This window comes from Ruegeria sp. HKCCD7255 (assembly GCF_013031565.1).
Classification (GTDB): Bacteria; Pseudomonadota; Alphaproteobacteria; order Rhodobacterales; family Rhodobacteraceae; genus Ruegeria.
Map to the genome: position 1 here is coordinate 23,175 of NZ_WQAG01000010.1, position 24,462 is coordinate 47,636.

A 24,462-nucleotide genomic window follows, 5' to 3' on the forward strand; every position below is an offset into this window, starting at 1 on the left:
ACACTTGCCCAATTCGGCGGCAAGTTGCTGAAACATGCCGTTGAATCGGCGGTTTAATCCGGGTTTTGCGCACACGGCATTTCACCAATTCGAGAGCACGGTCGATACTGGTACGTGGGCAATGCACACTCTGCTACATCGAACAGTGTAAATACCGCAACCAGATTGGACCCAAGCATGAAACACGACGTTTTTGGACAACTGAACACCCTGACCCAGCCGGCGGCAGTCGAAGCCTGGGATGGTGTTCTGCTTGGGTTCATGGCACATGCCGCCGTCACCCCTCAGCACCTGGGCAAGGTGCTGGAGCTTGAGCCAGATTTCGCGCTCGGCCATGCGGTAAAGGGCCTTTTCATGATCCTGCTGGGCCGACGCGAGATGTATCCGGTCGCAGCCGAAGCGCTGACGTCCGCCAAGGCCGCAATTGAGAGGCAGCCCGTTTCGGCACGCGAACAGCTTTATGTTGACGCTTTGACGCTCTATCTGGCCGATTTACCGTCGCAGGCAGTGCAGAAATTTGAAGAGATTCTGCACGCGCATCCCGAAGACACGCTTGCCATGAAACTCAGCCATGCGACCCGTTTCGTGTTGGGCGACGCAGAGGGCATGCGCCGCTCGATTGAACGGGTGATGCCAGCCTATGAGCCCAGCCATGCCGGGCGCGGCTACCTTTTGGGCTGCCACTCCTTCGCACTTGAAGAAACCGGAGCCTATGACAAGGCCGAGATCGCGGGCCGTCAGGCTTTGTGGATGGTCTCGGACGATGCCTGGGGTCTTCACGCGGTGGCGCATGTGCATGAAATGACGGGCAACGCGCAGCTTGGTCTCGACTGGCTGGCCGGGCGCGAAGAGGCTTGGGCGCATTGCAACAACTTCCGCTATCACGTCTGGTGGCATAAGGCGCTGATGCATCTGGATCTGGGTCAGGTCGATCAGGTGATGGCGCTCTATGATGAACATATCCGCAAAGACAAGACTGACGACTACCGGGACATTTCGAACGCCACCTCGCTGCTGTCGCGGCTGGAACTTGAGGGCGTGAATGTCGGTAACCGGTGGGAAGAGCTGGCAGACCTGAGTGCAGCGCGCACCGAGGACGGTTGCCTGATCTTTGCCGATCTGCATTATCTGTTGGCCCTGACCGGTGACAACCGTGGCGATGCTACTGGGAAGATGCTGAACCGTATCCAGAAGGACGCGCAGCGCAATCACGGTGATACGGCAATCCGCATGTCAGACCCGGGCGTTGCTGCCGCAAAAGGGCTCGAAGCCTTTGGTGACGGGCTGTACGGCGAAGCGTTCAACTTCCTATCGACCGCGCGCGCGGGTATGCAGCTGGCAGGCGGCAGTCACGCCCAACGGGACGTTTTCGAGCGGATTACAATCGATTCCGGCTTGCGTGCGGGACGCCTGGATGATGTAGAGCGGATTTTGGATGACCGCCGCGCCAAACGCTGTGGCGGAGAGGATAACTATGCGCTGGCCCGTCGCGCATTGATCGAAGCGGCCCGCGACAATCGCGACGCACAAAGCGTTCCGGCTGAGTAACGACAAGACCAATAAGGACCAAGACCGAATGGCGACAATTTCGCCCTCTTCTGACTTTGCACCCGCTGCGGCCACCGCCGCGGCCCCTGCTCGTACGCGTGATCCCCGGCTGGATTTCTATCGCGGCATCGCGATGTTCATCATCCTGATTGCGCATATCCCGAACGACCCCTGGGCGCGCTGGATCCCGGCCCGGTTTGGCTATTCCGACGCGACAGAGATCTTTGTGTTCTGCTCGGGCATGGCATCGGCAATCGCTTTTGGCGGAGCCTTTCTGAAAAAAGGCTGGTGGATGGGGACCGCACGCGTGGCATTCCGCATCTGGCAGGTTTATTGGGCTCATATCTGCCTGTTTTTCTTTGTTGCCATGACGATGGCCGCGCTGGATCAGACCGGTGCGTTTGAAAAGACCTATATCTCGTCGTTGAACCTGCAGCATTTCTTCAAGGACCCTGCCTCGCAGATGGTCGGGATTTTCACGCTGACCTATGTGCCCAACTACTTTGACATCCTGCCGATGTATCTTGTGGTGCTGGCGCTGATGCCGCTTTACATGGCGCTCTATCGTGTCAGCTTCTGGCTGATGGCGGGCGTGTGTGTGGCGATATGGCTGGTGGCGCAGACCGGTGTGCTGGCCTTGCCGGCCGAGCCGTGGTCAGAGCGGCAGTGGTTTTTCAACCCGTTCGGCTGGCAGTTGCTGTTCTTCACGGGCTTTGCCTTCATGCGCGGCTGGATCCCTGCCCCTCCTGTATCAAAAACCCTTATCTGGGTCGCGGTGGCATTCCTGATTCTGTCTGCGCCTTTCGGCTCGTGGAAAGTCTTTAGCTGGATCAACAATGCGGCCCCAGATTTGGGGGCGGTGCTGCGCAAGGGCTGGCCGCTGACCGAAGAGCTGCGCGGCAAGACCGAATTTGGGTTGTTGCGCTATGTGCACTTCTTGGCGCTGGCCTATCTGGGCTGGGTCGCAGCGGGCGAAAAGGGTCACCGTCTGATCGCCACAGGCCACAGCGTTGGTGCCCGTATCTGGCAGGCCCTGTTGGCCGTCATCACCAAGGTCGGTCAGCAATCCCTTGCTGTGTTTGTGTTTTCTATGGCCGCTGCCCGCCTGATCGGCGTCGTTCTGGATCAGGCTGGGCGGGATATTGCCACTGTCTTTGCGGCCAACATGATTGGCTTTGCGATGATCATCGGCGTGGCCTATCTGGCAGCTTGGTTCAAGTCACAACCCTGGAGGTCGAAGAAATGAATTTTACCCGTCGCGCGTTTCTGGCCTCTTCAACAGCGCTGGCGCTGGCCCCTTCAGCATATGCCACAGGTGGCGTGGTTCCGTTTGATCGCAATGATGTGATTGAAATGGCCAGGGATCTGGCCAGCCGCCCCTATGCCGAGCGCGAAATGGTACCACAGGAATGGCAGGACCTGACCTATCAGCAATATCGCTCGATCCGGTTCCGTCTGGACCGCGCGCTGTGGTATGAGACCGAGACGCCGTTCAACGTCGATTTCTTTACTCCTGGGCTGTATTTCCCACGCACCGTAAAGGTTTCGACGGTCGAGGACGGCATGATCAAGCCGGTCGTCTTCGATCTGGCGATGTTCGACAAATCCGAAGACGTGCCAAAGCTGCCGATCGATGACACTCTGGGCTTCTCGGGTCTGCGCCTGCGTACCGAGATGCATCGCCCCGGCAAGACTGACGAATTCTGCGTCTGGCAGGGGGCCAGCTATTTCCGCGCGATCGGGCTGCACGAGGTCTATGGCCTGTCCGCCCGCGGGCTGGCGCTGAAAACCGGGGACCCGGATGGCGAGGAATTTCCCGAATTCATTCGCTTCTGGCTGGAGCGTCCCAAACCGGGCCAGCGCAATATGGTTGTGCACGCGTTGATGGACAGCCCCTCTGTGTCCGGCGCCTATCGTTTCAACGTCACGGCGGGCGCGGATTGCGTGATGGATGTCGAAGCCACCCTCTTCCCCCGCGAAGATCTGCCACATGTGGGTATCGCGCCGGGCACCTCGATGTTCCTGTTTGACGACACAAATCACAGCCGGTTCGATGACTTTCGCCCTGCCGTACATGACAGCGACGGTCTGATGATCCGCAATGGCGCGGGTGAGGTTCTGTGGCGTCCACTGGCCAACCCTACGCGCCTGCAAATCTCGTCTTTCGTGGATATGAACCCGCGCGGCTTCGGCCTGATGCAGCGCAAGCGCGACTTCTCGGACTACGCCGATCTTGAGGCCAACTACCACAAGCGGCCCGGTCTTTGGGTAGAGCCAAATGAAGATTGGGGCAAAGGCACGGTCACACTGGTCGAGATACCGGCAGATCAGGAGATCTATGACAATATCGTTGCCTATTGGCGCCCAGCCGAGCCTTATGCCGCAGGCAGCCAGGTTGACCTGTCCTATCGCCTGATCTGGGGTGAAGAGCCTCAGCGCACGCCGATGCCACGCGTGATCAACTCGGCCATGGGGGAAAACACCTTTGGAGAAGGCCGTCTGGCGGTGATCGATTTCGAGGCCAGCGATCTGTTTGACGACATTGACGCGATGACGATTTTTGTGGATTCGCCTCATGCCGAAACCTCGGATGGCGTTTTGCAACGCAACCCCGATACGGGCGGTTTGCGGCTGGCGTTTTCCTTCCAGCCTGGCGAGCGCAACCATGTTGAGCTGCGCGCGCAGCTTCTGAAAGACAAACAGCCAGCCTCTGAGGTCTGGCTCTACCGTTGGACCATATGAACCGCGATCTGCATATCATGCCGCCAGAGGCACCTCTGGCGATGCCGGCGCAGAGTTTTCAGGCGCGGTTTCGCGACGCGGATGCGCCGTCCAACGCTCGTGGCCCTTCGGCAGGGTTCTGGCGCGCGCTGGCGTTTTCGCCTGCCATGGCCGCAACGCTTGGCCTGCTGTGGGTCATGAGCGATTGGTTTGGTGCGGAAGGGATCAATCTGGTCGAAGCGATCCTGCTGACGCTGATCTCGTTCAACTTCTTCTGGATTTCCTTCACGGTCTGCACCGTGCTGCTGGGCATGGTGTCGCTGGCGCGTCAGGACGCGCCCAACCGGAACCAAAAGGCGCAGCCGCTGCGCGTGGCGCTGCTGACACCGATCTATAACGAAGTGCCTTGGAACGTGCTCGGCAATGCCCGCACAATGCTTGAGGATCTTCAGACGCGGGGTGGGCAGCATCACTATGCCATGTTCATCCTCTCGGATACGCGCGACCCCGATATCGCAGCGCAGGAACAGGCCAGCGTCGAGGCATTGCGCACCACGCTGGCCCCGGGGCTAGAGCTCTATTACCGCCGCCGCGAACAGAATACCGACCGCAAGGTTGGCAATATCTCGGACTGGGTCAGCCGCTGGGGCGCAGAGTGGGACGCGATGCTGGTGCTGGATGCCGACAGCCTGATGACCGGGCGCGCGATCTATCGCCTGACCGATGCGCTGGCGCGTGATCCGGGTGCGGGGTTGATCCAAAGCTATCCGCAGCTGATCGGCGCACAATCGGTCTTTGCCCGGATGCAGCAATTCGCCAATGGCGTCTATGGCATCGCTTTTGCCGAAGGTCTGGCCCGTTGGTGCGGGCAAGAGGGCAACTATTGGGGCCATAACGCCATTATCCGCACCAAGGCCTTTGCCACTTGTGCGGGTTTGCCCAAGCTGCGGTCATTCAGCGGTCAGGACAAGCTGATCATGAGCCACGATTTTGTCGAGGCCGGTCTGCTGCGCCGCGCCGGTTGGGCCGTTCGGTTCCTGCCGCGCATCCGTGGTTCTTACGAGGAAACACCCCCCACCCTGATCGACCACGCGATGCGGGATCGGCGGTGGTGCCAGGGCAACCTGCAACATCTGAAACTGTTGGGCTCCAGCGGATTCCGGGCCGTGTCGCGCTTTCACATGTTCCATGGTGCCGTGGGCTATTTGATGTCGCCCTTGTGGTTTGCCTTGCTGGTGATGTGGGCTGTGATTGGTCAGGGTGAGGACGCGTCGGTTCTGCACTATTTCAGCCCTGACAACCCGCTGTTCCCGCAATGGCCCGAGATGAGCGAAACCCGCCATGTGCTGATCATTCTGGTGATGTATGCCATGCTGCTGGCCCCTAAGGTGCTGGGCGTTCTGGCCTTGCCGCTCAGCGGTGTGCGGTATGCCGATTTCGGTGGCGAGCGGCGATTTGTGACCTCGTTTCTGGCCGAGGTGGTTCTGTCCATCCTCTATGCGCCGATCCTGATGGTCCAGCAGATGATCGCTGTGTTCCGCACCGCCTTTGGCGTTCAGCGCGGATGGTCGCCGCAAGCGCGCGATGGCGGCAGCTATGGGCTGCGAACACTGGTTATTTGTCACGCGCTTGAGACGGTCAGCGGCGTTGCGCTGAGTGTCGGTATCCTGTCGGGCCTTGTCTCGATCTGGCTGGCACCGATTGCGATCAGCCTTGCATTGGCAATCCCGCTGTCAGCACTTAGTGGAGTATCTGCCGGGGCTGCGCGTCGCATGGTTGGCATGCGCGAGGATTTCAGCGAGCCTGCGATCACACGCTCGGCACGCCGCTATCGCAATGAATTGAAAGATCTGGTCGAGGGTAAAACCAATCTGACCCCGGCCGAATGAATTAGCCCCCGGCCTCGCTGTCGGGAAGCCGTTCATACCAGTCCACGATCATGTCAGCCCATCCGGTTGGCACTGTATGCCCGCCCGGGAACAAGGCAAATTCCAGCGCGCTGCCTTCGTCGCAGGTGTTGCTCCAGTGACGGCGCATGAAATTGCCGGTGGTGCTGAAGCCTGTGGGTTTGTGATCCACGCAGCCATTGGCCTCGCGCCAGATCTCGAACCCGGCATAGATATCACCCTGCTGAAAGCGCCCGCCGCCCAGCAGCCGCCCTTCCAGCGGCACCACATTGTCGGTCCAGCCATGGGTGTGGAACATACGGATGGGCCCCTCACAGGTTTCCGGGTGCGGGCGCCAAAAGCCGCCCGAGACAGGAACATAGGCTGAGAAAGCTTCCGGTGCTTCGCAGGCCAGGTAGTTCACCATAAAACCCCCCGCAGAGAACCCGCCCAGCATAACGTGTTCCGCATTGATGCCGAACCGGTCTGCGGCGTCCTGCACCGCTTCGCTTAAAAAGGCCGTTTCGTCGCGCTCGCCAAAACCGGGGTAGAAGTTCCAGCTTTGGGTGCCCCCGCGATCAGGGCGTTCCAGCCCTTCGGGTGCCATCACCGCATAGCCGCGATCCAGCAACGGCTGCACCATGCCGCGATTGCGCATGGTGCCCTGCCCGCTGCCGCCATAGCCATGCAGGAACACGACCATCGGTGCGTTGCCGTTATCTGGTAACTCGATGTGATAGGCCCCCATCGGCGTTTCACAAACCCCGTCCTGATTGGCACAGGCGGCAATCGCTGTTTGGCCGATTACGGCGAATCCGGCGGCCAGGCTAAACTCTCGGATCATCCTGCATCCTCTTGATATTGTTGTACCGGCAAGCCGGCCCGAACCCATCCCGGCCCGGCGGCCGAGCCCAACATGCCCTCGGGCACGTCAATGATATTGGTAAACCCTGCTGCGATCAGCTGATTGCTGAGCCGTGCCGACCGCACACCGCGCGCGCAGATCAGAGCGACCGGCGCTGCTGCGTTGCCGTCGACCAGATCCGTCAACGCCTGAACGAAGTCTTCGCGCCGCATGTCCAAAGGCACCGCGCCCGCGCCAACGCCTGAGGCCCGCCATTCGCGCGGTGTTCTGATATCGACCAGAAGGATATTGCCTTGCGTGGCCTGATCATGCGCCTCGGTGACCGTAATGCGCCCACCCGCATGCGCCTCGGGGATCAGACGGTATTCGCGTATGGCAAACCCAGCGGCAACGGCTGCGCCGCCGCCGACCAGTACCCATCGCCGAGTCCGGTTCGTTTTCTGTGCCACTGTCGCCTCCTGTGCGTTGGTGCCTTCTACCACAGATGGGTTTGGCTTGCCGCGCCGAAAATCCGGGCTTTGATCAAGTTCGCGTCATTATATCGCATTAAGTCCTGCGCCGTAGGGGCTCCGTAGAACACCGTGAAAAACTTGCAAGTTCTGGACAGTGGAAAAAATATCCTTACAAAATTGGTTTCACCCTGACCGCCCACCCCGGAGTATCGCAATTGTCCCTATTCCTTATCGCGGCCCTTCCTTTCCTTGGCGCTGTGTTTCCTGCCCTGCTGATCCGCGCAGGCCGGAATGCCGCCGCTTCTGCCGCAGGGTTGACCACGTTTCTGGCCTTGATGGGCCTGCTGATCCATATCCCATCGGTGATGCGCGGCGAGGTGATCACCGCCCGGTTTGACTGGATCCCGATCCTTGGGCTGAACGCAAACTTCATGCTGGACGGGCTGGGTTTTCTTTTTGCGCTGCTGATCCTGGGCATCGGCCTGCTGATCATCCTCTACGCGCGGTTCTACCTGTCGCGCGAAGACCCGATGGGGCAATTCTACACTTATCTGCTACTGTTTCAGGGCGCGATGGTGGGGATCGTCCTGTCTGACAATATCCTTCTTCTGCTTATTTTCTGGGAGCTTACGTCGCTAAGCTCATTCTTGCTGATCGGCTATTGGAAACACCTGCCTGAGGGGCGGCAGGGCGCACGCATGGCGCTGGCTGTCACTGGCTCAGGTGGGTTGGCGATGATCGCGGGGATGCTGATCCTGGGCAATATCGTGGGGTCTTATGACCTGAGCGTTATTTTGCAGAACAAAGAGCTGATTCAGGCCTCGCCCTATTACCTGCCCGCGCTGATCCTGATCCTGCTGGGTTGCTTCACCAAATCCGCGCAGTTCCCGTTTCACTTCTGGCTGCCTCACGCGATGGCGGCGCCCACGCCGGTTTCGGCCTATCTGCACTCGGCCACCATGGTGAAGGCAGGCCTGTTCCTGATGGCCCGGATGTGGCCGGTTCTGGCGGGCACGGATGCGTGGTTCTATATCGTGGCAACCACAGGCCTGATCACCATGCTGATCGGCGCGGTGATTGCGCTCTTCAAGGATGACCTCAAGGCGCTGCTGGCGTTCTCGACCGTGTCCCATCTGGGCCTGATCACCATGCTTTTGGGATTTGGCACCAAATTCGCAGCCGTCGCTGCCGTGTTCCACATCATCAACCACGCCACCTTCAAAGCCGCCTTGTTCATGACCGCAGGCATTGTCGATCACGAGACAGGCACCCGCGACATTAAAAAGCTGGGTGGGCTGCGGCACCTGATGCCAATCACCTTCACAATTGGCACAATCGCCGCCCTATCCATGGCGGGTCTTCCGCCATTGAACGGGTTTTTGTCGAAGGAAATGATGCTGGAGGAGACGGTTCACACGACCTGGCTGAACTCGCATTACCTCGTGCCCGTTCTGGCCGTGATCGCGGCGCTGTTCTCAGCCGCTTACTCGTTCCGCTTCGTCAGCCATGTGTTCCTTGGGCCGCAGCGCGACTCCTATCCGTCCAAGCCACATGACCCGCCTGTGGGTCTTTGGATTGCGCCCTCGCTCCTGGTCGTGCTGGTTGTTCTAATCGGTCTGTACTCTGCAGCAATCGTGGGACCGTTGGTCGCCGTTGTCTCAAGCGCGGTGATCGGGGGTGAAAAGCTGCCCTATTATTCGCTGAAACTGTGGCACGGCTTTACACCTGCGCTTTACATGTCGGTGATTGCCACTTTGGGCGGTCTGTTCCTGCTGTCCTTGCACAGCCATGCCGAGCGCCTTTGGAACGCCCTGCCCCGCCCCGAGGCCAAGGTGATTTTCGAGGCCATTATCAATGCGCTGACCCGCCTGAGCAACTGGATCACCGATGAACTGCATAACGGTGTGATCAGCCGCTATGCCATCATCCTGATCGCCTTCACCGTTGCCCTTGGCTACTATGCCTTCTCCACGGGTGGTATGGGTTTGCCAACGCGCGTACCCTTGCCTGCGCAGATCATTCCCATCATTGGCTGGATCTGTCTGGTGGGCGCGACGCTGGCGATCATGTGGTTCCACCGAAACCGCCTGCTGTCGCTGGTGCTGATTGGCGTGGTCGGCTTGATCGTTTCGATGGCCTTCAACTATCTCTCGGCCCCGGATCTGGCGCTGACCCAGATCTCGGTCGAGGTGGTGACGATGATCCTGTTGTTGCTGTCGCTGAACTTTCTGCCCACCGACACACCCTGGGACAGCACCGCCGGGCGACGTTGGCGCGATGCCGCGATTTCCGTTGTGGCGGGCATTGGCTCTGGCGCACTGATCTATGCCATCATGCTGCGGGACTTTGCCTTCCCGACGATCTCGGACTTTCACCTCGCCAACTCGTACAAAGGCGGCGGAGGCACCAATGTAGTGAACGTGATCCTGGTGGATTTCCGGGGATTTGATACGTTCGGAGAGATCATTGTGCTGGGGATCGCCGCGCTGATCATCTTTGCCCTGACCGAGGCCGTTCTGGGCAGCAATGTCCGCGCCTATCTGCTGAACCGCAAACCGCATTGGCCGCAATCAGGCGATTCCCACCCGCTGATGATGGTTGTGGCCACCCGTGTGATGATGCCCATAGCCCTGATGGTGGGCGCTTACATCTTCTTCAGGGGTCACAACCAACCCGGCGGCGGTTTCATCGCCGGCCTGATCGTCGCCATTGCCTTCCTGATGCAATACATGGCCAGCGGCTATACCTGGGCGATTGAGCGTCAACGGTTCTATTACCACGGCACCATCGGCTGGGGCGTTTTGATCGCCGCCGCCACCGGGATCGGCGCCTGGTTCAACGAGCGGCCGTTCCTGACCAGTGATTTTGGCTATATCAACTGGCCGCCGCTGGAAGAATTTGAGTGGGCCACAGCAATCCTGTTTGACACGGGCGTGTTCCTGGCCGTGCTTGGGGCCGTGATGCTGGCGCTGGACAGCCTGTCCCGCTTCGCCTGGCAGCCGGGTATGGCGCAAGAGTTCCCGATGGACATCAACCCGCTGCGGGACAGTCCCCCGGAAGACGATAAAGAGAAGGAGCAGGGCTGATGGAAGCGCTTGTAGCCTCTGCCGTGGGCGTCATGACGGCGGCCGGAATTTTCCTTATCCTGCGTCGCCGGACCTTTCCTGTCATTCTGGGCCTTTCGCTGATCACCTATGCGGTTAACGTGTTCCTGTTCGCGACTGGGCGTCTGGCGCTGAACGCGCCTGCGGTATTGAACAAATACGAAGACGTGCCCTATACCGACCCGCTGCCTCAGGCGTTGGTGCTGACAGCCATCGTGATTTCGTTCGGGATGACGGCGGTGATCGTGATGATCGCGCTTAGTGCCTATCTGTCGTCAAAGGATGATCATATCGACATGAAACCCGATGACAGCGTGGACGCGCCGGGAGAAGACGCATGAACCATTGGATCGTTGCGCCGATCGTTCTTCCTGCGATCCTGGCCCCTTTCATCATCATGGTGCTGCGCTATCACCTGGACTTGCAGCGCATCTTCTCAATCGCCGGTGTTGTCGGGTTGCTGGGCATTGCCCTGACCATCACCGCGCAGGCCTCGGGCGGTGATATTCAGGTCTATGAGCTGGGCGACTGGCCCGCGCCGTTCGGGATCGTTCTGGTGCTGGACAAGCTTTCAGCGATGATGGTGCTGCTGACCGCGTTGCTGGCCCTGCCCATTGTCCTATATGCCATCGGCTCGGGCTGGGACGAAAGGGGCAAGCATTTCCATGCGTTGTTCCATTTCCAGCTGATGGGTGTCTGCGGCGCCTTTCTGACCGGCGACGCCTTTAACCTGTTTGTTTTCTTCGAGGTTCTGCTGATCGCCTCATACGGCCTGATGACCCATGGCGGTGGCGCAGTGCGATTAAAGGCCGGCGTGCAATATGTGGCCTATAACCTGATCGGCTCGACCCTATTTCTGTTCGCGTTGGGAACGATCTATGGCGTGACCGGCACGCTCAACATGGCCGACTTGGCCGTGCGCGTGGCCGAGATTCCACCCGAAGATACCGCCCTGTTGCGGGTTGGCGCGGTTTTGCTGTTGCTCGTCTTCTGCATCAAGGCCGCTGTACTGCCGCTGCATTTCTGGCTGCCCGCCAGCTATGCCAACGCGCCTTTGCCGGTGGCCGCGCTGTTCGCGATCATGACAAAGGTAGGAGCCTATTCGATCCTGCGGGTCTATACTCTGGCCTTTGGCCCCGACGTGGCGGTGACCGATGGTTTGATCGGCGATTGGCTGCAACCCGCCGCGCTGCTGACGCTGGCGGTTGGTACAATCGGCATATTGGGCTCGAACCATATCGCGCGAATGGTGGCCTTTTGCGCCATTGCCTCGATGGGCACCCTGCTGATCGCGATCTCTTTGTTCAGCGAGACCGCCACTGCTGCGGCGCTGTATTACATCTTCCATTCCACGCTGGCGACTGCTTTGCTGTTTCTGGTGGCGGACATGGTCATGGAACGCCGCGGAGGCGCGATTGAGCCCAAGGCCCCGATGGCACAGAACGGGCTGATCGCAGCCCTGTTCTTTGTGGGTGCCATCGCGCTGGCGGGCATGCCGCCGCTGTCGGGCTTCATCGGCAAGCTGTTGGTGCTTGATGCTTCCCGCGACGCACCGGATGCCACGGCGGTTTGGGCCGTTATCCTGATTGGATCTTTCGTGACCATTGTCGGCCTGGCCCGGGCAGGTACGCTGATCTTCTGGAAGAGCTATGATGCCGCGATCACTCCGCCACCCACCGAAGAAACAGACGACGACGCGCAGATATCGAGCACGCCAGAGCCGTCGCCTGGATTGGCCTTTGCATCCGTGTTTGGGGTCGTCGCGGGGCTTGCCTTGTTGACCATATTTGCCGGCCCGGCGCTGACCTATGCCAGCGGGACAGCGGCGCAATTGTTCACGCCGGATGATTACATCTCGGCTGTGTTGGGAGGGGAAGAATGATGAAGCTGCTCAGGCGAATTTTCCCGCACCCACACCTGACTTTCCTGCTGACGGTTGTGTGGGTCCTGCTGGCCAATAACGGCTCGCTGAACTCGGTCGTGTTTGGCCTGCTCTTGGGGATCATCATCCCATTCATAACGCAGCCCTATTGGCCAGATCGCCCCAAGCTGCGCAACTGGTCCATGGTGGTCGAATACATCCTGGTTGTGCTGTGGGATATCGTGATCGCAAATATCACCGTGGCTCGGATCATCCTTTTCAAACGCGACTCTGACCGTGAGCCGAACTGGGTGTGCGTCCCGCTTGATCTGCGCACGCCCGAGGCGATCACGGTATTGGCTGGCACCATCACCATGACACCCGGTACAGTCAGCTGTGATCTGTCGGCGCAGGGTCACAACCTGCTGGTCCATTGCCTGGACGCCCCCGACCCTGCCGCTGTTCGGGATGAGATCAAACAACGCTACGAACGCCGCCTGAAGGAGATTTTCGAATGATCACCTATGCGCTCTATTTCACCTTTGCCTGTTTCGGCGCGGCGATCATGATGTGCCTTTGGCGGATCATCACCGCAGATGGTGTGGGCACCCGCGTGCTGGCCTTGGATACGATGGTGATCAATACCATTGCTCTGATGATCCTCTACGGGTTGAAGGAAGGCACCGAGATCTTCTTTGAATCAGCTATGATCATCGCCATGCTCGGCTTTGTCTCAACAGTGGCCTATGCGCGTTTCATGCTGCGCGGCAACATTATCGAATGAGGCTAGCATGACAGGTATTTTCGAAATTTTGATCGCCTTTTTTCTGATCGTCTCTGGCATTTTCGGCTTTGTTGGATCGTTCGGGATGATCAAGTTGAAAGACCCGATGTCGCGACTGCACGCACCCACCAAGGCGACAACACTGGGCGTTGGCGGGGTGCTCTTGGCGTCCATCGCGCATTCTGTATTGCTGGAAGGCAAACTGTCTCTGCACGAGCTGTTGATCACGCTTTTTCTTTTCCTCACAGCACCGATCACGGCCCTGTTCATTGCCAAATGGCATATTCACCGCCATGAACAGCCACAGGATTTGCCGGACGCGGGCGAGGATGAGCTTTGGGCCACCCACGCGGTTGAGCAGGTCGAAAACGTCCCGGATCACAGCGCGAATTAAGACCCATGAACAGACCGCCCCTGCCTTTGACCCGCGATCTGGTGCTGATTGGCGGGGGCCATACCCACGCACTGCTTTTGCGTAAATGGGGCATGAACCCGCTGCCGGGTGCGCGCGTGACCGTGATAAACCCCGGCCCGACCGCGCCCTATTCGGGTATGCTGCCGGGGTTTGTGGCGGGGCATTATGACCGAGACGCGCTGGATATCGATCTGATCAAACTGGCGCGTTTTGCCGGGGCCCGGGTGGTTCTGGGCGCCGTAGAGGGGATCGACGCGGAAAACCACCGCGTTCATCTGCCCCACCGACCGCCGATTGCCTTTGACGTGGCCGCGATCAACGTGGGCATCACCTCGGACATGCCTGCCCTGCCCGGATTTGCGGAACACGCCGTCCCCGCCAAGCCGCTGGGACGTTTTGCAGCGCGTTGGGCCGAATACCTGTCAGGCGACGGTCCTGCCTCCATTGTCGTGATCGGTGGCGGCGTGGCCGGGGCCGAGCTTGCCATGGCGATGGCTCACGCTTTGCTTAGCCGGCGCAGGCAAGGCACGGTGACCGTGATCGACAATGCCACCGCGCTGACCGCGACCAAGCCCAAATCAGCCGATACCATTCGCAAGGCGATGGCCGAATTGGGTGTGACTCTGATCGAAAGCGCCAGCATAGCGCGGATCACCGCAGAATATGTGGAACTGACGGACGGGCAACAGATCGCGGCGCATTTCGTGACTGGGGCGGCCGGGGCGAAACCCTATGATTGGATGGCCGAAACCGGACTTGAGATGCAGGACGGCTTCATCAAGGTGAACAGCTATTTGCAATCCAGTGACCCGCTGATTTTTGCCGCAGGCGACTGCGCGCATCTGACGGAAAACCCACGCCCCAAGGCAGGCGTCTATGCGGTGCGGGAAGCGCCTATCCTGTTCAACAACCTCCGTGCAGCGCTGGGGTCCGGACGGCTGAAACGGTATGTGCCGCAGAATGATTACCTCAAGCTCATCTCGCTGGGCGGGAAATCCGCGCTGGGTGAACGGTTGGGTAAGTCCTTCAGCGGGTCTTTGATGTGGCGCTGGAAAGACCACATCGATCAAAACTTCATGAACAAGTTTCGCGATCTGCCAAAAATGGAACCTCCCGCCCTGCCCCACGCACGCGCAGCGGGGATGCAAGAGGCGCTGGGGGACAAGCCCATGTGCGGCGGATGCGGGGCCAAACTGGGACGTGGCGCGTTAGCGGACGTTTTGAACCAGCGTCCCCCCCCGTCGCGCGACGATGTGGTGCCCTTGCCCGGCGATGATGCGGCCCTGCTGAAAACCGGCGACGCGCAGCAGGTTATGACCACCGATCACCTACGCAGCTTTGTTCACGATCCGGTGCTGATGACCCATATCGCCGCAGTTCACGCGCTTGGCGATATCTGGGCAATGGGGGCCCAGCCACAGGCGGCCACAACCACCATCATCCTGCCGCGCATGTCCGCCACGTTGCAAAGCCGCACGCTGAACGAGATCATGGCCACAGCCGACGCGGTCATCCGCGCAGCCGGAGCGGAAATTGTCGGCGGGCACAGTTCGATGGGCGATGAGATGACCATCGGCTTCACCCTGACCGGCCTGTGTGAAAAAGAGCCGATCACCCTGTCTGGCGGCAAGCCGGGGGACGCGTTGATCCTGACCAAACCTTTGGGCAGCGGCATCCTGATGGCTGCCGAAATGGCCGGGGACGCGGAGGGGGAATGGGTTGCCCAGGCCTACACGCACATGAGCCAGCCTCAGGGCGAGGCCTCCAGACTGCTGCGCGCGGCCCATGCGATGACCGACGTGACAGGGTTTGGTCTGGCCGGGCATTTGCAAGGGCTCTGCGTGGCGTCTGGCTGCGGCGCGGTGCTGGATCTTGATGCTATTCCCACCATGTCCGGCGCGGTCGAGTTGTCCGCGCGCGGTGTGGCGTCGACGCTCTACCCGGAAAACCGCGCGCTTGTGCCGAACCTGCCCGAAGACGGAAAAGCCGCTTTGCTGTTTGATCCCCAAACCGCCGGGGGTCTACTGGCCGCCATTGCGCCGGATACTGCAACCGTGCTTTGTGATCAGTTGAAGGCCGCAGGCTATCCCGCTGCAATCATTGGGCATTTGACCGAAACGCCGGGTCTGGCGCTTCAAAGCTGAGCCAAAATCTCTTCGATCCGCGACGCCGCGACGGAAAGACCCTGCGCATCCAGCGCCACCTGCACGCGCGCGACCTCCTCTACGGTACGACCGCGCCGAGATTTCTCATAGGCCGGATCATAGTGCTGCTCCATCAGCGCCTGCGTGAGCGCGGGTTTGTCACCAACGGCGATCAACGCCGTCCATCCGTCGACAACCGCATGCCCCCGGTGCGCCCGAAGCGGTGAGAGCCTGTCGCGCAGGCGCTCGCTATCGGACAGAATATCGTCATAGGCCTGCACCAGATAGGCCGTTCGGGCTGCGACCGAGGCCTCGATTCGAATGCGCGGCGCCGCGCATAAGGCCTGCCAGACACTGGGCGGCAAGATCAGCTTGCCAAGCTTGGACGATTCCGACTCGACCACCACGGGCCGTGCCGGATCCAATGCACAAAGCGCAGCCGCCAGTTGGGATTCAAAGGCCTTTTGGCTGGGTTGCCCACCGGGCTGTTCACCCAGCAAAGACCCGCGATGATTGGCGAGGTCTTCAAGGTCCAGAACCTGAACATCCCGCGCCCGCAATCGCGCCAGAATTTCGGTTTTTGCCGTACCCGTATAGCCGTCCAGAGCCACCAGCCGATGCGCAAGCGGGTCCTCATACAGGTAAGCGTTCACCAGCCGCCGATAGGTCCGATATCCGCCGTCGACGACATCCGCACGCCAACCGATCTGTTGCAACGTCCACGCGAAAGAACCCGACCGCTGCCCGCCGCGCCAGCAATAAACCAACGGTCGCCAGCCGCCCTCATGATGGCTCAGGCGTTGTTCGATGTGGTCGGCGGTGTTGCGAAACACCAAAGCTGCACCCAGCTTGCGCGCCAGAAACGGGCTTTGCTGCACATAGATCGTCCCCACCCGCGCGCGTTCCTCATCGTCCAGAACCGGCAGGTTGATCGCCCCCGGCAAATGATCCTCGGCATATTCCGCAGGGCTGCGCACATCGATCACCGTGTCAAACCCGTGCGCGTAAAGCTGCGGCAAGCTGGAGAATGTCGTAGCCATATCAACGATCTAATCTGCGACGCGGAGAAAGGGAAGTTCGGCGGTCATTCTGCGTCAAACGGTTCGATCAGTTCGGCGCCGTTGGCCCGGTTCGAGTTCACCTCGACCCTCACGCGGTAATAGTCCAATACCTCCTCGGCCCCTGGCTGCATCAGCCGCGCCGCGCCTTTTCCTTTCTCTCCCAACCATAGCGACCAGTTCTCCGGCTCAAGAATTAGGGGCATTCGGTGATGGATCGCACCGAGATGCGTATTGGCGGCGGTGGTCACGATGGCGCATGTGGATTGTCGCGCGTCGTCCCGTCCCCAATCCTGCCAAACGCCCGCGAAAGCAATCGGTTCCTGATCCCGGCGGTGGATGTACCAAGGCAGGCGTTTTCCGTCCTTGGTCCCGGTCCATTCATAAAAGCCGGTCGCAAGGATCAGACAACGGCGTTCGCGGCAGGCCGCGCGGAAGGCAGGTTTTTCCGCCAACGTCTCTGCTCGCGCGTTGATCAGCAGCGGCCCATCGGTCGGTGATTTGTACCAATGAGGCACGAACCCCCAGCGCAAAGGATCCAGCTTGCGCCCACCCGCGCCCGACCGGACCACATGCACCCCATTGGTTGGACAGATATTGAAATTCGGCACCTCGGGCAGAGTGTTGGATGGGCGCGCCGAAAACAGCTGCGCCATGGCGTCATTGGGGAGAGTGTTTGCAATCCGGCCACACATGGATAAACAACTTTCAAGGCGTATTCGTTCAGACACAAGGTCTAAAATCACCGACATGGCACAACAAACAGCGAAATCGCTCAAGACCAAAGCAATAAGCGATCTTGAGGCTGGAAAGCTGGCACAGGCATTGAAAAAGGCGCAATTGGGGGTCAAGAAATTCCCCAAAGACACGGACTATCTTGCCATCGCAGGGTTTGTGCTGACCGAGATGCAACAATATCGCAAGTCGATCCCTTATTTTGCTGAGGCTGCAAAACGAAAGCCCGAAGATCCGCAGTTTGCCGAAAACCTCGCGAACGCGCTTATGCAAACAGGTCAGATCCCGCGCGCCTTGAGCTATGCTGAGCAGAAGCTGAAGGTTTTTCCCGACAACAAGGAACTGGTCCGTGTCACAGACGAGATTCAGTTAAAGGGCAAGAACTGGCGGCTTATTATTGACCACGCAACCAAACGCCTTCAGGCGGAACCCGACAACGCGGAAATGCTGTCCAACCGTGGACGCGCCTATGGGCAAATAGCATTTAACGAACAAGCCACACGCGACATCGCTCGTGCATATGAGCTTGCACCGGATGTCGAAGACATCGCGATCAGACGGGCCACGAATCTGCATCAGTCGGGGGACAAGGAAGGTGCGAAGGAGATACTTGACCGTATCTTTGCGCGAAATCCCAAAAATGCTGCGGTATTGTACCCATTGGCTGAGAGCGCGCCCGAAGATGAATTCCCCGTTTTGCGAACGGCGATCGAGAACGCCATCGCGCAAAGCGAGCAACGGGACTCGGTGCTTGAATTTGCCAAAGCGATTTTGCTGCGGCGCTCTGAAGGTCTGGACGCATCCATGCCTCAGTTCGCAAAGGCAAATACTGCGCAGCATGAATCCAATCCCTATGATCCCAATCTGGAAGAACAGACCTTCGAAACGCTTTGTCGCCTGTTCCCTGTAGATGCTCCGGCCCCGTCTTCTGATGTGATCCAATCCCCTCAACCGATCTTCGTCATTGGCCAACCGCGATCTGGCACCACACTTATGGAGATGATGCTCAGCTCTGCTCCGGGCATAGCAGGATGCGGTGAGTTGATGATCTCAGGAGATCTCAGCGCTGAGCCTTATCAGAAGGGTGTGCCCTTTACCTCGGAAGATGCCACCGTTTTCGCTGGTGAATACCGCAAATTGCTGCCCCCGATCCCGGAAGACACCATCGCTTTCGTGGACAAGATGCCCCATAACTATCAACAAGTTGGGTTCTTGCTGGCGGCGTTTCCCAATGCCCGCGTGATCAACATGTTACGTGATCCGCGCGACGTCGGCCTTTCGAAATGGATACGTCGTTTCCCGGCCCCAGGGATGCGCTATGCGTCAAATCTGGAAGCCATCGCACATTCTGCGAACCTCTACCGCAAATACATGGCCCATTGGCAAAAAGGGTTTGGGGATCGCATCCTGACCGTACCTTACGAGGATCTGGTCTCGGACCCCGAGACGTTGAGCCGCAAAGTGACAGATTTTTGCGGCATTCCGTGGCACGAAAAAATGGTGCAGCCTGAAAAGAATACAAAACTGGTAAAGACAGCCAGCATAGACCAGGTGCGCAACAAGATTTCGACCAAGTCAATTGGTGGATGGCGCGCGGTCGAAGACCACATCCGGCCGATGCTTGAAGGTTTTGATCCGGCGCTTTGGCCGGAATACGATTTGTCCTGACCCCGGACACGAAAAAAGGCAGCACTTATCGTGCTGCCTTTCTGAGTTCTACCGAGATTACTTCTGCTTGATGCGCCCATCCACATAGGGCTTGTAGGGTGCGTTTTCGGCTAGGTATGCCGCCGTGACATCTGCCAGGTCCGGGCCAAAGTCGTAGGCGTTTTTGTCGTCGCCTTCGAACATCGAGTAACCGTCGCCGCCATTGCGGACATAGTTGTTGGTCACCACCAGATAGGTCGCCGCAGGATCGATAGGTTCAAACCCATCCCCTTTGGCCACCAGAACTTCGGTAATCCGGCCTTCGTTCGGTGCAACAGATGGATCCCAGGTAAAGGTCATGCCAGCCACCTGCGGGAAACGACCTTTGACCTCTTCCACCTGGCTGACACCGTTTTCCAAGGCATCGATGACGCCCTGCCCGCTGATCTCGAAGGTCGACAGAGTGTTCTGGAACGGCAGCACTGTCAGCACTTCGCCCATGGTGACCTCGCCTTCGTCGATCGACGCCCGCAGACCACCCGAATTGGCGATGGCCAATTGAACACCCTGACCTGCCACATGAGACAGCATCGCATCGGCCACAAGGTTGCCCATCTCACATTCCTGCACACGGCAAACCGAGCGGTCCCCCTCGATGGCCGAGGCGCTTTCAGCAACCACCAGCTGCTTCATCTCTTCGATAGGAGCGCCCATCTCGGACACGCGTGCAGCAATAGCCTCATCCGGGGTGACGGAAGCGTCCAGCAGGATCGGCTCGCCCTCTGCCGAAATCAGGTTGCCATCATCGTCGAATGTCAGTGTGACTTCGCCCAGATACTTCGAATACGCATAAGCCTGAACGACCGGCACATCGCCCACCATCATGGGATAGCTGCCCGCCGCACCTTCTTGCGTATTGGACAAGAGTGTGTGCGAGTGGCCACCAACCACAAGATCAAGTCCTGGCACCTGCTCGGCAATTTCAATATCCTTGGCCAGACCCACATGGTTCAGGGCGATGATGATGTTGACGCCCTCTTCCTGCAGCTTGGCAACATCCGCTTTCAGACTTTCGATCTCATCCTGAAACACCACGTCCTTGCCCGGGCTTGATGTATCGACCGTATCTGTCGCCAAGGCCGAGATGATGCCGATCTTCTGGCCACCGACCTCCAGTACCACATGGTTGTCTACCTTGCCCTTCAGCTCTTTCGACGAGCTCAGGTCTAGGTTGCCTGAAATCACCGGAAAACTGACCGCTTCGATAAATGCTGCCAGACCTTCGGGGCCATCATCAAACTCGTGATTGCCCACGGCCATCACATCATAGCCGATGGCTTCCATGAATTCGGCCTCGGCAGCGCCTTTGTAGGTTGTATAGAACAGCGACCCCTGGAACGGGTCACCAGCATCCAGCAACAATACATTGTCATCTGCCCGCGCATCGCGGCGGGCATCGACCAGTGTTTTTAGCCGGGCCACACCACCAAAACACTTGCCTTCGGCTTCGTCCTCGGCGCCGCAGGTCGAATCGTATTTGTTAATGGATTCGATGCGGCTGTGGATGTCGTTGGTATGTAGAATGGTCAGTTTGTAATCTGCAAACGCCATACCGGCCGTTAGGCCAAGTGCTGCGGCAGATGTCAGCAAACGGTTGAACATAGTTGGACTCCCTGTCGTTATGCGCATGATCGTGCGACGTGGATGGCCAAGAGTCAAAGGGGGAAATCCGGCTTGATTCTACCCGCCGCGCGAGGCATCACACACGCATGCTGATCTACAAGATTTTCCGCGCCGACGAATGGGCCGCGTTGCAGGCAACGGGGGCCACGGATGGGGCCCCGATTGATGTAAGCGATGGCTTTGTGCACTTCTCGACCGCCGCGCAGGCCCAGGAAACTGCGGCCAAGCATTTTGCGGGTGAACACGATCTCACCCTTCTGGCCTGCGATAGTGAAGCTATGGGAGACGACCTGAAATGGGAGGTCTCGCGCGGAGGCGCGTTGTTCCCACATCTCTACCGTCAAATCCGCATGTCAGATGTGATCTGGGCCAGCGACCTGCCGTTTGATGGTCAGGCGCACCAATTCCCCGAGGAGATGGAATGACCAGTTTCATCGATCCCGAGCGCGAACAATTCGAAGCATTCAAATTCCTCGACCGTGACCACCCGATCGAGATGCTGAACCTGGTCAAATTCCGCAAGATCGCAGACCACCCCACCGATCACGCTCTGGCGGGCGCCGGGCTGAGCGGAGCGCAGGCCTATCGCAACTACGGAACGGAAACGGCTCCGATCATCGACCGGCTTGGCGCGTCGATCCTGTGGCGCGGGGCGTTTCAGACGATGCTCATCGGTCCGCAGGACGAAGCCTGGGACGCGGTGTTCATAGCACGCTACCCCAGCGCGCACGCGTTTCTGGAGATGGTTACGGACCCGGCCTATCGCGCAGCGGTGGTGCATCGGCAGGCGGCGGTCGAAACCTCTCGCCTGATCCGGTGTGCGCCCACAGAAGGTGGAGCCTCTTTCGGATGAAATTGACTGAGCGACTGGGGCTGGCAGCCCTGCACCGGCTTGACCCTGAAACCGCGCATGGGCTGTCGATCAAGGCTCTAACCGCCGGTCTTGCGCCGACACCGGGGCCGGTAACATCCGAACGACTGAGAACAAATGTGGCCGGGCTGACCTTGCCCAACCCCGTTGGGCTTGCCGCCGGGTTCGACAAAAACGGTGAGGCGCTGGCCCCTCTGTCGCGCGCCGGGTTTGGGTTCATCGAGGTCGGAGCGGTCACGCCACGCCCGCAGTCCGGGAACCCCAAACCGCGCCTGTTTCGCCTGACCGAAGACCGCGCCGCGATCAATCGCTTTGGGTTCAACAATGAAGGCATGGAAGTCATGGCCGGGCGACTGGCTGCGCGTCCCAAAGACGCGGTGATCGGGCTGAACCTTGGCGCGAACAAAGACAGCGACGACCGTCCCGGCGATTTTGCCAAAGTCCTCGCCCATTGCGCGGCGCATCTGGATTTTGCGACGGTCAACGTCTCATCGCCCAATACCGAAAAGCTGAGGGATTTGCAGGGCAAGGCCGCGCTTGGCGCGCTGTTGGGTGGTGTGATCGAAACCCGCGACGCTCTGCCCCGCCCCATTCCGATCTTTCTGAAAATCGCTCCTGATCTGACGGCAGACGAGTTGCAAGACATCGCCGATGTCGCGCGCGAGACCGGGGTGGACGCGGTGATCGCCACCAACACAACCCTGTCGCGCGATGGCTTGCGCAGCGCCGACAAGGATCAGGCCGGAGGATTGTCGGGCGCACCCTTGTTCGACAAGTCGACCCGCGTATTGGCGCAGCTGAGCCAGCTGACCGGTGGCGAAATCCCTTTGATCGGAGTTGGCGGTATCAGCACGGCAGAGCAGGCCTATGCCAAGATCTGCGCCGGGGCCACTGCGGTGCAGTTCTATACCGCGATGGTTTATGGCGGCATTTCTTTGGCGGCTGAGATCGCCCACGGGCTGGATCAGCTTTTGGAGCGAGATGGATACACTACGGTCGCACAGGCGGTGGGTAGCAAACGCGAGGAATGGCTGTGATCGAATATTGGCACAATCCGCGTTGTTCAAAGTCACGTACGGGCCTCGCGTTGCTGCAAGATCAAGGCGCGCAGATTGAGGTTCGGAAATATCTTGAGGATGCGCCCACGACCGCTGAGATCCGGGCCGCGCTAAAGAAGTTGGGTCTCCCCGCCATCGATATGATGCGCAAAGGCGAAAAGACCTTCAAGGCGCTGGGGCTTTCGAAGACAGACTCAGAGGACGTGTTAATCCAGGCTATGGCGGACAACCCTATCCTGATCGAGCGTCCTTTGGCCATCGCTGGTGACAAAGCGGCGCTTGGACGCCCGCCCGAGACCCTGCTGGAGTTGCTTTAGGCCACCCCCGCCTCAAGCTTGGGATAGCGCCATCCCAGCGTGAGACCGCGCGCGATGTTCAAAACCATCAGCGCGGCCCACAGCCCGTGATTGCCCATCATGGGCACCAGAACGAACAGAGCCAACACGTAGATCGCAACAGACTGGATCATCGCGTTTCGCATGGCCCGGGTCCAGGTGGCGCCGATATAGATGCCATCAAACATCCAGCTTGCCACCCCGATCACAGGGGCAAGAGCCGCCCAGATCAAATAGTCTCGTGCCGCCAACCGAACCTCAGGTGATGTTGACATCAGGTCGATCAGCGCGGGCCCTGCAAGGAAAAAGATTAGCCCCAGCATGATGGCCCCCGCCACGCCCCATTGGGACGCCATGATCGAGGCCTGCCTGACCGCGCCCCGGTTACGTGCACCCACCGCGCCACCCACCAGCGCCTCGGCGGAAAAGGCGAACCCGTCCAGCGCAAAGGCGGTGATCTCAAGAAACTGCAACAGCACCTGATTGGCTGCCAGAGTTACGTCCCCAAGATCAGACCCGACAAACAGAAACGTGGTGAAAGACCCGGTCAGCAGGACAGACCGGATCATGATATCCGTATTCACCTGCAACATCCGCTTAAGCCGTTGGGCATCAAAGATGCGCGTCCAATCTTTCCATCTTTGGCCGGCAAAGCCTTCGCGGCACAACCATACGCCCAGCGCCAGCCCTGACCATTCGGCAATCAGCGTCGCGATGGCCACGCCCTCCACGCCCCAGCCCAGCCCCAGAACGAACCACAGATCGAGCACAATATTCAGCCCGTTCATCCAGATCTGCAAAAGAAACACGCCGCGCGTGCGTTCGATAGCAATCAACCAGCCTGTGATCGCATACAGCGCAATCGTCGCGGGCGCCCCCCAGATGCGGATTTCCAGGTAATCCCGCGTCAGTGCCTCAACCTCGGGGCTGGCGGGTGACAGCGCAAAGGCGCCCCAGAACAGGCCGAGTTGCGCCACGATCATGACCAAACCGGCTGTGCCCCCAAGCAGCAAACCGCGCATCAGGAGCGCACCTGTCTCGGCTGTGTCCCCGGCCCCGCGCGCCTGTGCGGCCAGACCGGTTGTGCCCATGCGTAGAAATCCGAAGATCCAATAGATCGCCGACAGGATCACAGCGCCCATGCCAACCGCCCCGATCGGGGCCGCCTGCCCCATCTGCCCGACCACACCGGTATCGACCGCACCCAAAATGGGCACGGTCGCATTTGACAGCACAATCGGCAGCGCGATCTTCAGAACGCGCCGATGGGTGATGGGCGCGTTGGCGTCCTCCAC

General features: G+C 59.5%; 22 protein-coding genes. 16 read left to right on the forward strand and 6 right to left on the reverse strand.

The window, feature by feature from the left end:
• Positions 1–177 precede the first annotated feature (177 nt).
• The 4 genes from GOX45_RS16555 to mdoH are packed head-to-tail and all read left to right on the forward strand — an operon-like array spanning position 178 to position 6,158.
• Positions 178–1,548 carry a tetratricopeptide repeat protein gene (locus tag GOX45_RS16555; protein ID WP_171102275.1) on the forward strand — a complete coding sequence of 457 codons (1,371 nt, stop codon included), beginning with the start codon at positions 178–180 and terminating at the stop codon, positions 1,546–1,548.
• Between the two features lie 28 nt (positions 1,549–1,576).
• Complete coding sequence (locus GOX45_RS16560) at positions 1,577–2,794, forward strand: OpgC family protein (protein ID WP_171102276.1); 1,218 nt, start codon at positions 1,577–1,579, stop codon at positions 2,792–2,794.
• The gene (locus tag GOX45_RS16565; RefSeq protein ID WP_171102277.1) at positions 2,791–4,290 is read left to right on the forward strand and encodes a glucan biosynthesis protein; all 1,500 of its coding nucleotides are present in this window, start codon (positions 2,791–2,793) and stop codon (positions 4,288–4,290) included. Before GOX45_RS16560 ends, GOX45_RS16565 begins: the two co-directional genes overlap by 4 nt.
• The gene (gene mdoH / locus GOX45_RS16570) at positions 4,287–6,158 is read left to right on the forward strand and encodes a glucans biosynthesis glucosyltransferase MdoH (RefSeq protein WP_171102278.1); all 1,872 of its coding nucleotides are present in this window, start codon (positions 4,287–4,289) and stop codon (positions 6,156–6,158) included. The genes GOX45_RS16565 and mdoH overlap by 4 nt, the downstream gene beginning before the upstream one ends.
• A gap of 1 nt (position 6,159) precedes the next feature.
• Here mdoH and GOX45_RS16575 read toward each other — a convergent pair whose 3' ends face one another.
• Both GOX45_RS16575 and GOX45_RS16580 read right to left on the reverse strand, forming a co-directional pair.
• Positions 6,160–6,999 (reverse strand): PHB depolymerase family esterase, encoded by an 840-nt coding sequence (locus GOX45_RS16575; protein ID WP_171102279.1) that lies wholly within the window; start codon positions 6,997–6,999, stop codon positions 6,160–6,162.
• A complete protein-coding gene (locus tag GOX45_RS16580; protein ID WP_171102280.1) occupies positions 6,996–7,469 on the reverse strand; it encodes a rhodanese-like domain-containing protein in 474 nt (157 codons plus the stop codon). The genes GOX45_RS16575 and GOX45_RS16580 overlap by 4 nt, the downstream gene beginning before the upstream one ends.
• Before the next feature lie 218 nt (positions 7,470–7,687).
• Here GOX45_RS16580 and GOX45_RS16585 point away from each other — a divergent pair, with 218 nt between their 5' ends.
• Genes GOX45_RS16585 through selD form a run of 7 tightly spaced genes read left to right on the forward strand, consistent with a single transcriptional unit; the run spans position 7,688 to position 15,780 of the window.
• Positions 7,688–10,558 (forward strand): monovalent cation/H+ antiporter subunit A, encoded by a 2,871-nt coding sequence (locus GOX45_RS16585; protein WP_171102281.1) that lies wholly within the window; start codon positions 7,688–7,690, stop codon positions 10,556–10,558.
• Complete coding sequence (locus GOX45_RS16590) at positions 10,558–10,917, forward strand: Na+/H+ antiporter subunit C (RefSeq protein WP_171102282.1); 360 nt, start codon at positions 10,558–10,560, stop codon at positions 10,915–10,917. Before GOX45_RS16585 ends, GOX45_RS16590 begins: the two co-directional genes overlap by 1 nt.
• Complete coding sequence (locus tag GOX45_RS16595; protein WP_171102283.1) at positions 10,914–12,458, forward strand: monovalent cation/H+ antiporter subunit D; 1,545 nt, start codon at positions 10,914–10,916, stop codon at positions 12,456–12,458. Before GOX45_RS16590 ends, GOX45_RS16595 begins: the two co-directional genes overlap by 4 nt.
• Positions 12,458–12,955, forward strand: a complete 498-nt coding sequence (locus GOX45_RS16600) for a Na+/H+ antiporter subunit E (protein WP_171102284.1) — start codon at positions 12,458–12,460, stop codon at positions 12,953–12,955. Before GOX45_RS16595 ends, GOX45_RS16600 begins: the two co-directional genes overlap by 1 nt.
• Positions 12,952–13,221, forward strand: a complete 270-nt coding sequence (locus GOX45_RS16605) for a K+/H+ antiporter subunit F (protein WP_171102285.1) — start codon at positions 12,952–12,954, stop codon at positions 13,219–13,221. The genes GOX45_RS16600 and GOX45_RS16605 overlap by 4 nt, the downstream gene beginning before the upstream one ends.
• 7 nt (positions 13,222–13,228) lie before the next feature.
• Positions 13,229–13,615: a Na+/H+ antiporter subunit G gene (locus tag GOX45_RS16610; protein WP_171102286.1), complete on the forward strand. Its 387-nt coding sequence runs from the start codon at positions 13,229–13,231 to the stop codon at positions 13,613–13,615.
• 5 nt (positions 13,616–13,620) lie between these two features.
• Positions 13,621–15,780 carry a selenide, water dikinase SelD gene (selD, locus tag GOX45_RS16615; protein WP_171102287.1) on the forward strand — a complete coding sequence of 720 codons (2,160 nt, stop codon included), beginning with the start codon at positions 13,621–13,623 and terminating at the stop codon, positions 15,778–15,780.
• Here the strand turns inward: selD and mnmH are convergent.
• Together mnmH and GOX45_RS16625 are read right to left on the reverse strand one after the other, a co-directional pair.
• Positions 15,771–16,820 (reverse strand): tRNA 2-selenouridine(34) synthase MnmH, encoded by a 1,050-nt coding sequence (gene mnmH / locus GOX45_RS16620; protein WP_171102288.1) that lies wholly within the window; start codon positions 16,818–16,820, stop codon positions 15,771–15,773. The two genes, selD and mnmH, sit on opposite strands and share 10 nt — an antisense overlap.
• 44 nt (positions 16,821–16,864) lie before the next feature.
• Entirely contained in the window at positions 16,865–17,533 is a 669-nt protein-coding gene (locus GOX45_RS16625; RefSeq protein WP_171102289.1) for an SOS response-associated peptidase, read from the reverse strand.
• Between the two features lie 55 nt (positions 17,534–17,588).
• Here GOX45_RS16625 and GOX45_RS16630 point away from each other — a divergent pair, with 55 nt between their 5' ends.
• Complete coding sequence (locus GOX45_RS16630) at positions 17,589–19,241, forward strand: sulfotransferase (protein WP_171102290.1); 1,653 nt, start codon at positions 17,589–17,591, stop codon at positions 19,239–19,241.
• A gap of 57 nt (positions 19,242–19,298) precedes the next feature.
• On the opposite strand, the gene GOX45_RS16635 is transcribed toward GOX45_RS16630, so the two are convergent.
• Complete coding sequence (locus GOX45_RS16635; protein ID WP_171102291.1) at positions 19,299–20,882, reverse strand: bifunctional UDP-sugar hydrolase/5'-nucleotidase; 1,584 nt, start codon at positions 20,880–20,882, stop codon at positions 19,299–19,301.
• Positions 20,883–20,989: 107 nt separating this feature from the next.
• On the opposite strand from GOX45_RS16635, the gene GOX45_RS16640 reads away from it, so the two are divergent.
• Genes GOX45_RS16640 through arsC form a run of 4 tightly spaced genes read left to right on the forward strand, consistent with a single transcriptional unit; the run spans position 20,990 to position 23,149 of the window.
• Complete coding sequence (locus GOX45_RS16640) at positions 20,990–21,328, forward strand: DUF952 domain-containing protein (RefSeq protein WP_171102292.1); 339 nt, start codon at positions 20,990–20,992, stop codon at positions 21,326–21,328.
• A complete protein-coding gene (locus GOX45_RS16645; protein ID WP_171102293.1) occupies positions 21,325–21,756 on the forward strand; it encodes a DUF1330 domain-containing protein in 432 nt (143 codons plus the stop codon). The genes GOX45_RS16640 and GOX45_RS16645 overlap by 4 nt, the downstream gene beginning before the upstream one ends.
• Positions 21,753–22,811: a quinone-dependent dihydroorotate dehydrogenase gene (locus tag GOX45_RS16650; RefSeq protein WP_171102294.1), complete on the forward strand. Its 1,059-nt coding sequence runs from the start codon at positions 21,753–21,755 to the stop codon at positions 22,809–22,811. Before GOX45_RS16645 ends, GOX45_RS16650 begins: the two co-directional genes overlap by 4 nt.
• Entirely contained in the window at positions 22,808–23,149 is a 342-nt protein-coding gene (gene arsC / locus GOX45_RS16655; protein WP_171102406.1) for an arsenate reductase (glutaredoxin), read from the forward strand. Before GOX45_RS16650 ends, arsC begins: the two co-directional genes overlap by 4 nt.
• Here arsC and GOX45_RS16660 read toward each other — a convergent pair.
• Positions 23,146–24,462 carry an MATE family efflux transporter gene (locus tag GOX45_RS16660; protein ID WP_171102295.1) on the reverse strand — a complete coding sequence of 439 codons (1,317 nt, stop codon included), beginning with the start codon at positions 24,460–24,462 and terminating at the stop codon, positions 23,146–23,148. The genes arsC and GOX45_RS16660 overlap by 4 nt on opposite strands.

What these genes read in the sequence shown, in the direction of transcription:
- GOX45_RS16555 (WP_171102275.1), top strand. Translation starts at nt 178, where the DNA reads ATGAAACACGACGTTTTTGGACAACTGAACACCCTGACCCAGCCGGCG.
- GOX45_RS16560 (WP_171102276.1), top strand. Translation starts at nt 1,577, where the DNA reads ATGGCGACAATTTCGCCCTCTTCTGACTTTGCACCCGCTGCGGCCACC.
- GOX45_RS16565 (WP_171102277.1), top strand. Translation starts at nt 2,791, where the DNA reads ATGAATTTTACCCGTCGCGCGTTTCTGGCCTCTTCAACAGCGCTGGCG.
- mdoH (WP_171102278.1), top strand. Translation starts at nt 4,287, where the DNA reads ATGAACCGCGATCTGCATATCATGCCGCCAGAGGCACCTCTGGCGATG.
- GOX45_RS16575 (WP_171102279.1), bottom strand. Translation starts at nt 6,999, where the DNA reads ATGATCCGAGAGTTTAGCCTGGCCGCCGGATTCGCCGTAATCGGCCAA.
- GOX45_RS16590 (WP_171102282.1), top strand. Translation starts at nt 10,558, where the DNA reads ATGGAAGCGCTTGTAGCCTCTGCCGTGGGCGTCATGACGGCGGCCGGA.
- GOX45_RS16595 (WP_171102283.1), top strand. Translation starts at nt 10,914, where the DNA reads ATGAACCATTGGATCGTTGCGCCGATCGTTCTTCCTGCGATCCTGGCC.
- GOX45_RS16600 (WP_171102284.1), top strand. Translation starts at nt 12,458, where the DNA reads ATGAAGCTGCTCAGGCGAATTTTCCCGCACCCACACCTGACTTTCCTG.
- GOX45_RS16605 (WP_171102285.1), top strand. Translation starts at nt 12,952, where the DNA reads ATGATCACCTATGCGCTCTATTTCACCTTTGCCTGTTTCGGCGCGGCG.
- GOX45_RS16610 (WP_171102286.1), top strand. Translation starts at nt 13,229, where the DNA reads ATGACAGGTATTTTCGAAATTTTGATCGCCTTTTTTCTGATCGTCTCT.
- selD (WP_171102287.1), top strand. Translation starts at nt 13,621, where the DNA reads ATGAACAGACCGCCCCTGCCTTTGACCCGCGATCTGGTGCTGATTGGC.
- mnmH (WP_171102288.1), bottom strand. Translation starts at nt 16,820, where the DNA reads ATGGCTACGACATTCTCCAGCTTGCCGCAGCTTTACGCGCACGGGTTT.
- GOX45_RS16625 (WP_171102289.1), bottom strand. Translation starts at nt 17,533, where the DNA reads ATGTGTGGCCGGATTGCAAACACTCTCCCCAATGACGCCATGGCGCAG.
- GOX45_RS16630 (WP_171102290.1), top strand. Translation starts at nt 17,589, where the DNA reads ATGGCACAACAAACAGCGAAATCGCTCAAGACCAAAGCAATAAGCGAT.
- GOX45_RS16635 (WP_171102291.1), bottom strand. Translation starts at nt 20,882, where the DNA reads ATGTTCAACCGTTTGCTGACATCTGCCGCAGCACTTGGCCTAACGGCC.
- GOX45_RS16640 (WP_171102292.1), top strand. Translation starts at nt 20,990, where the DNA reads ATGCTGATCTACAAGATTTTCCGCGCCGACGAATGGGCCGCGTTGCAG.
- GOX45_RS16645 (WP_171102293.1), top strand. Translation starts at nt 21,325, where the DNA reads ATGACCAGTTTCATCGATCCCGAGCGCGAACAATTCGAAGCATTCAAA.
- GOX45_RS16650 (WP_171102294.1), top strand. Translation starts at nt 21,753, where the DNA reads ATGAAATTGACTGAGCGACTGGGGCTGGCAGCCCTGCACCGGCTTGAC.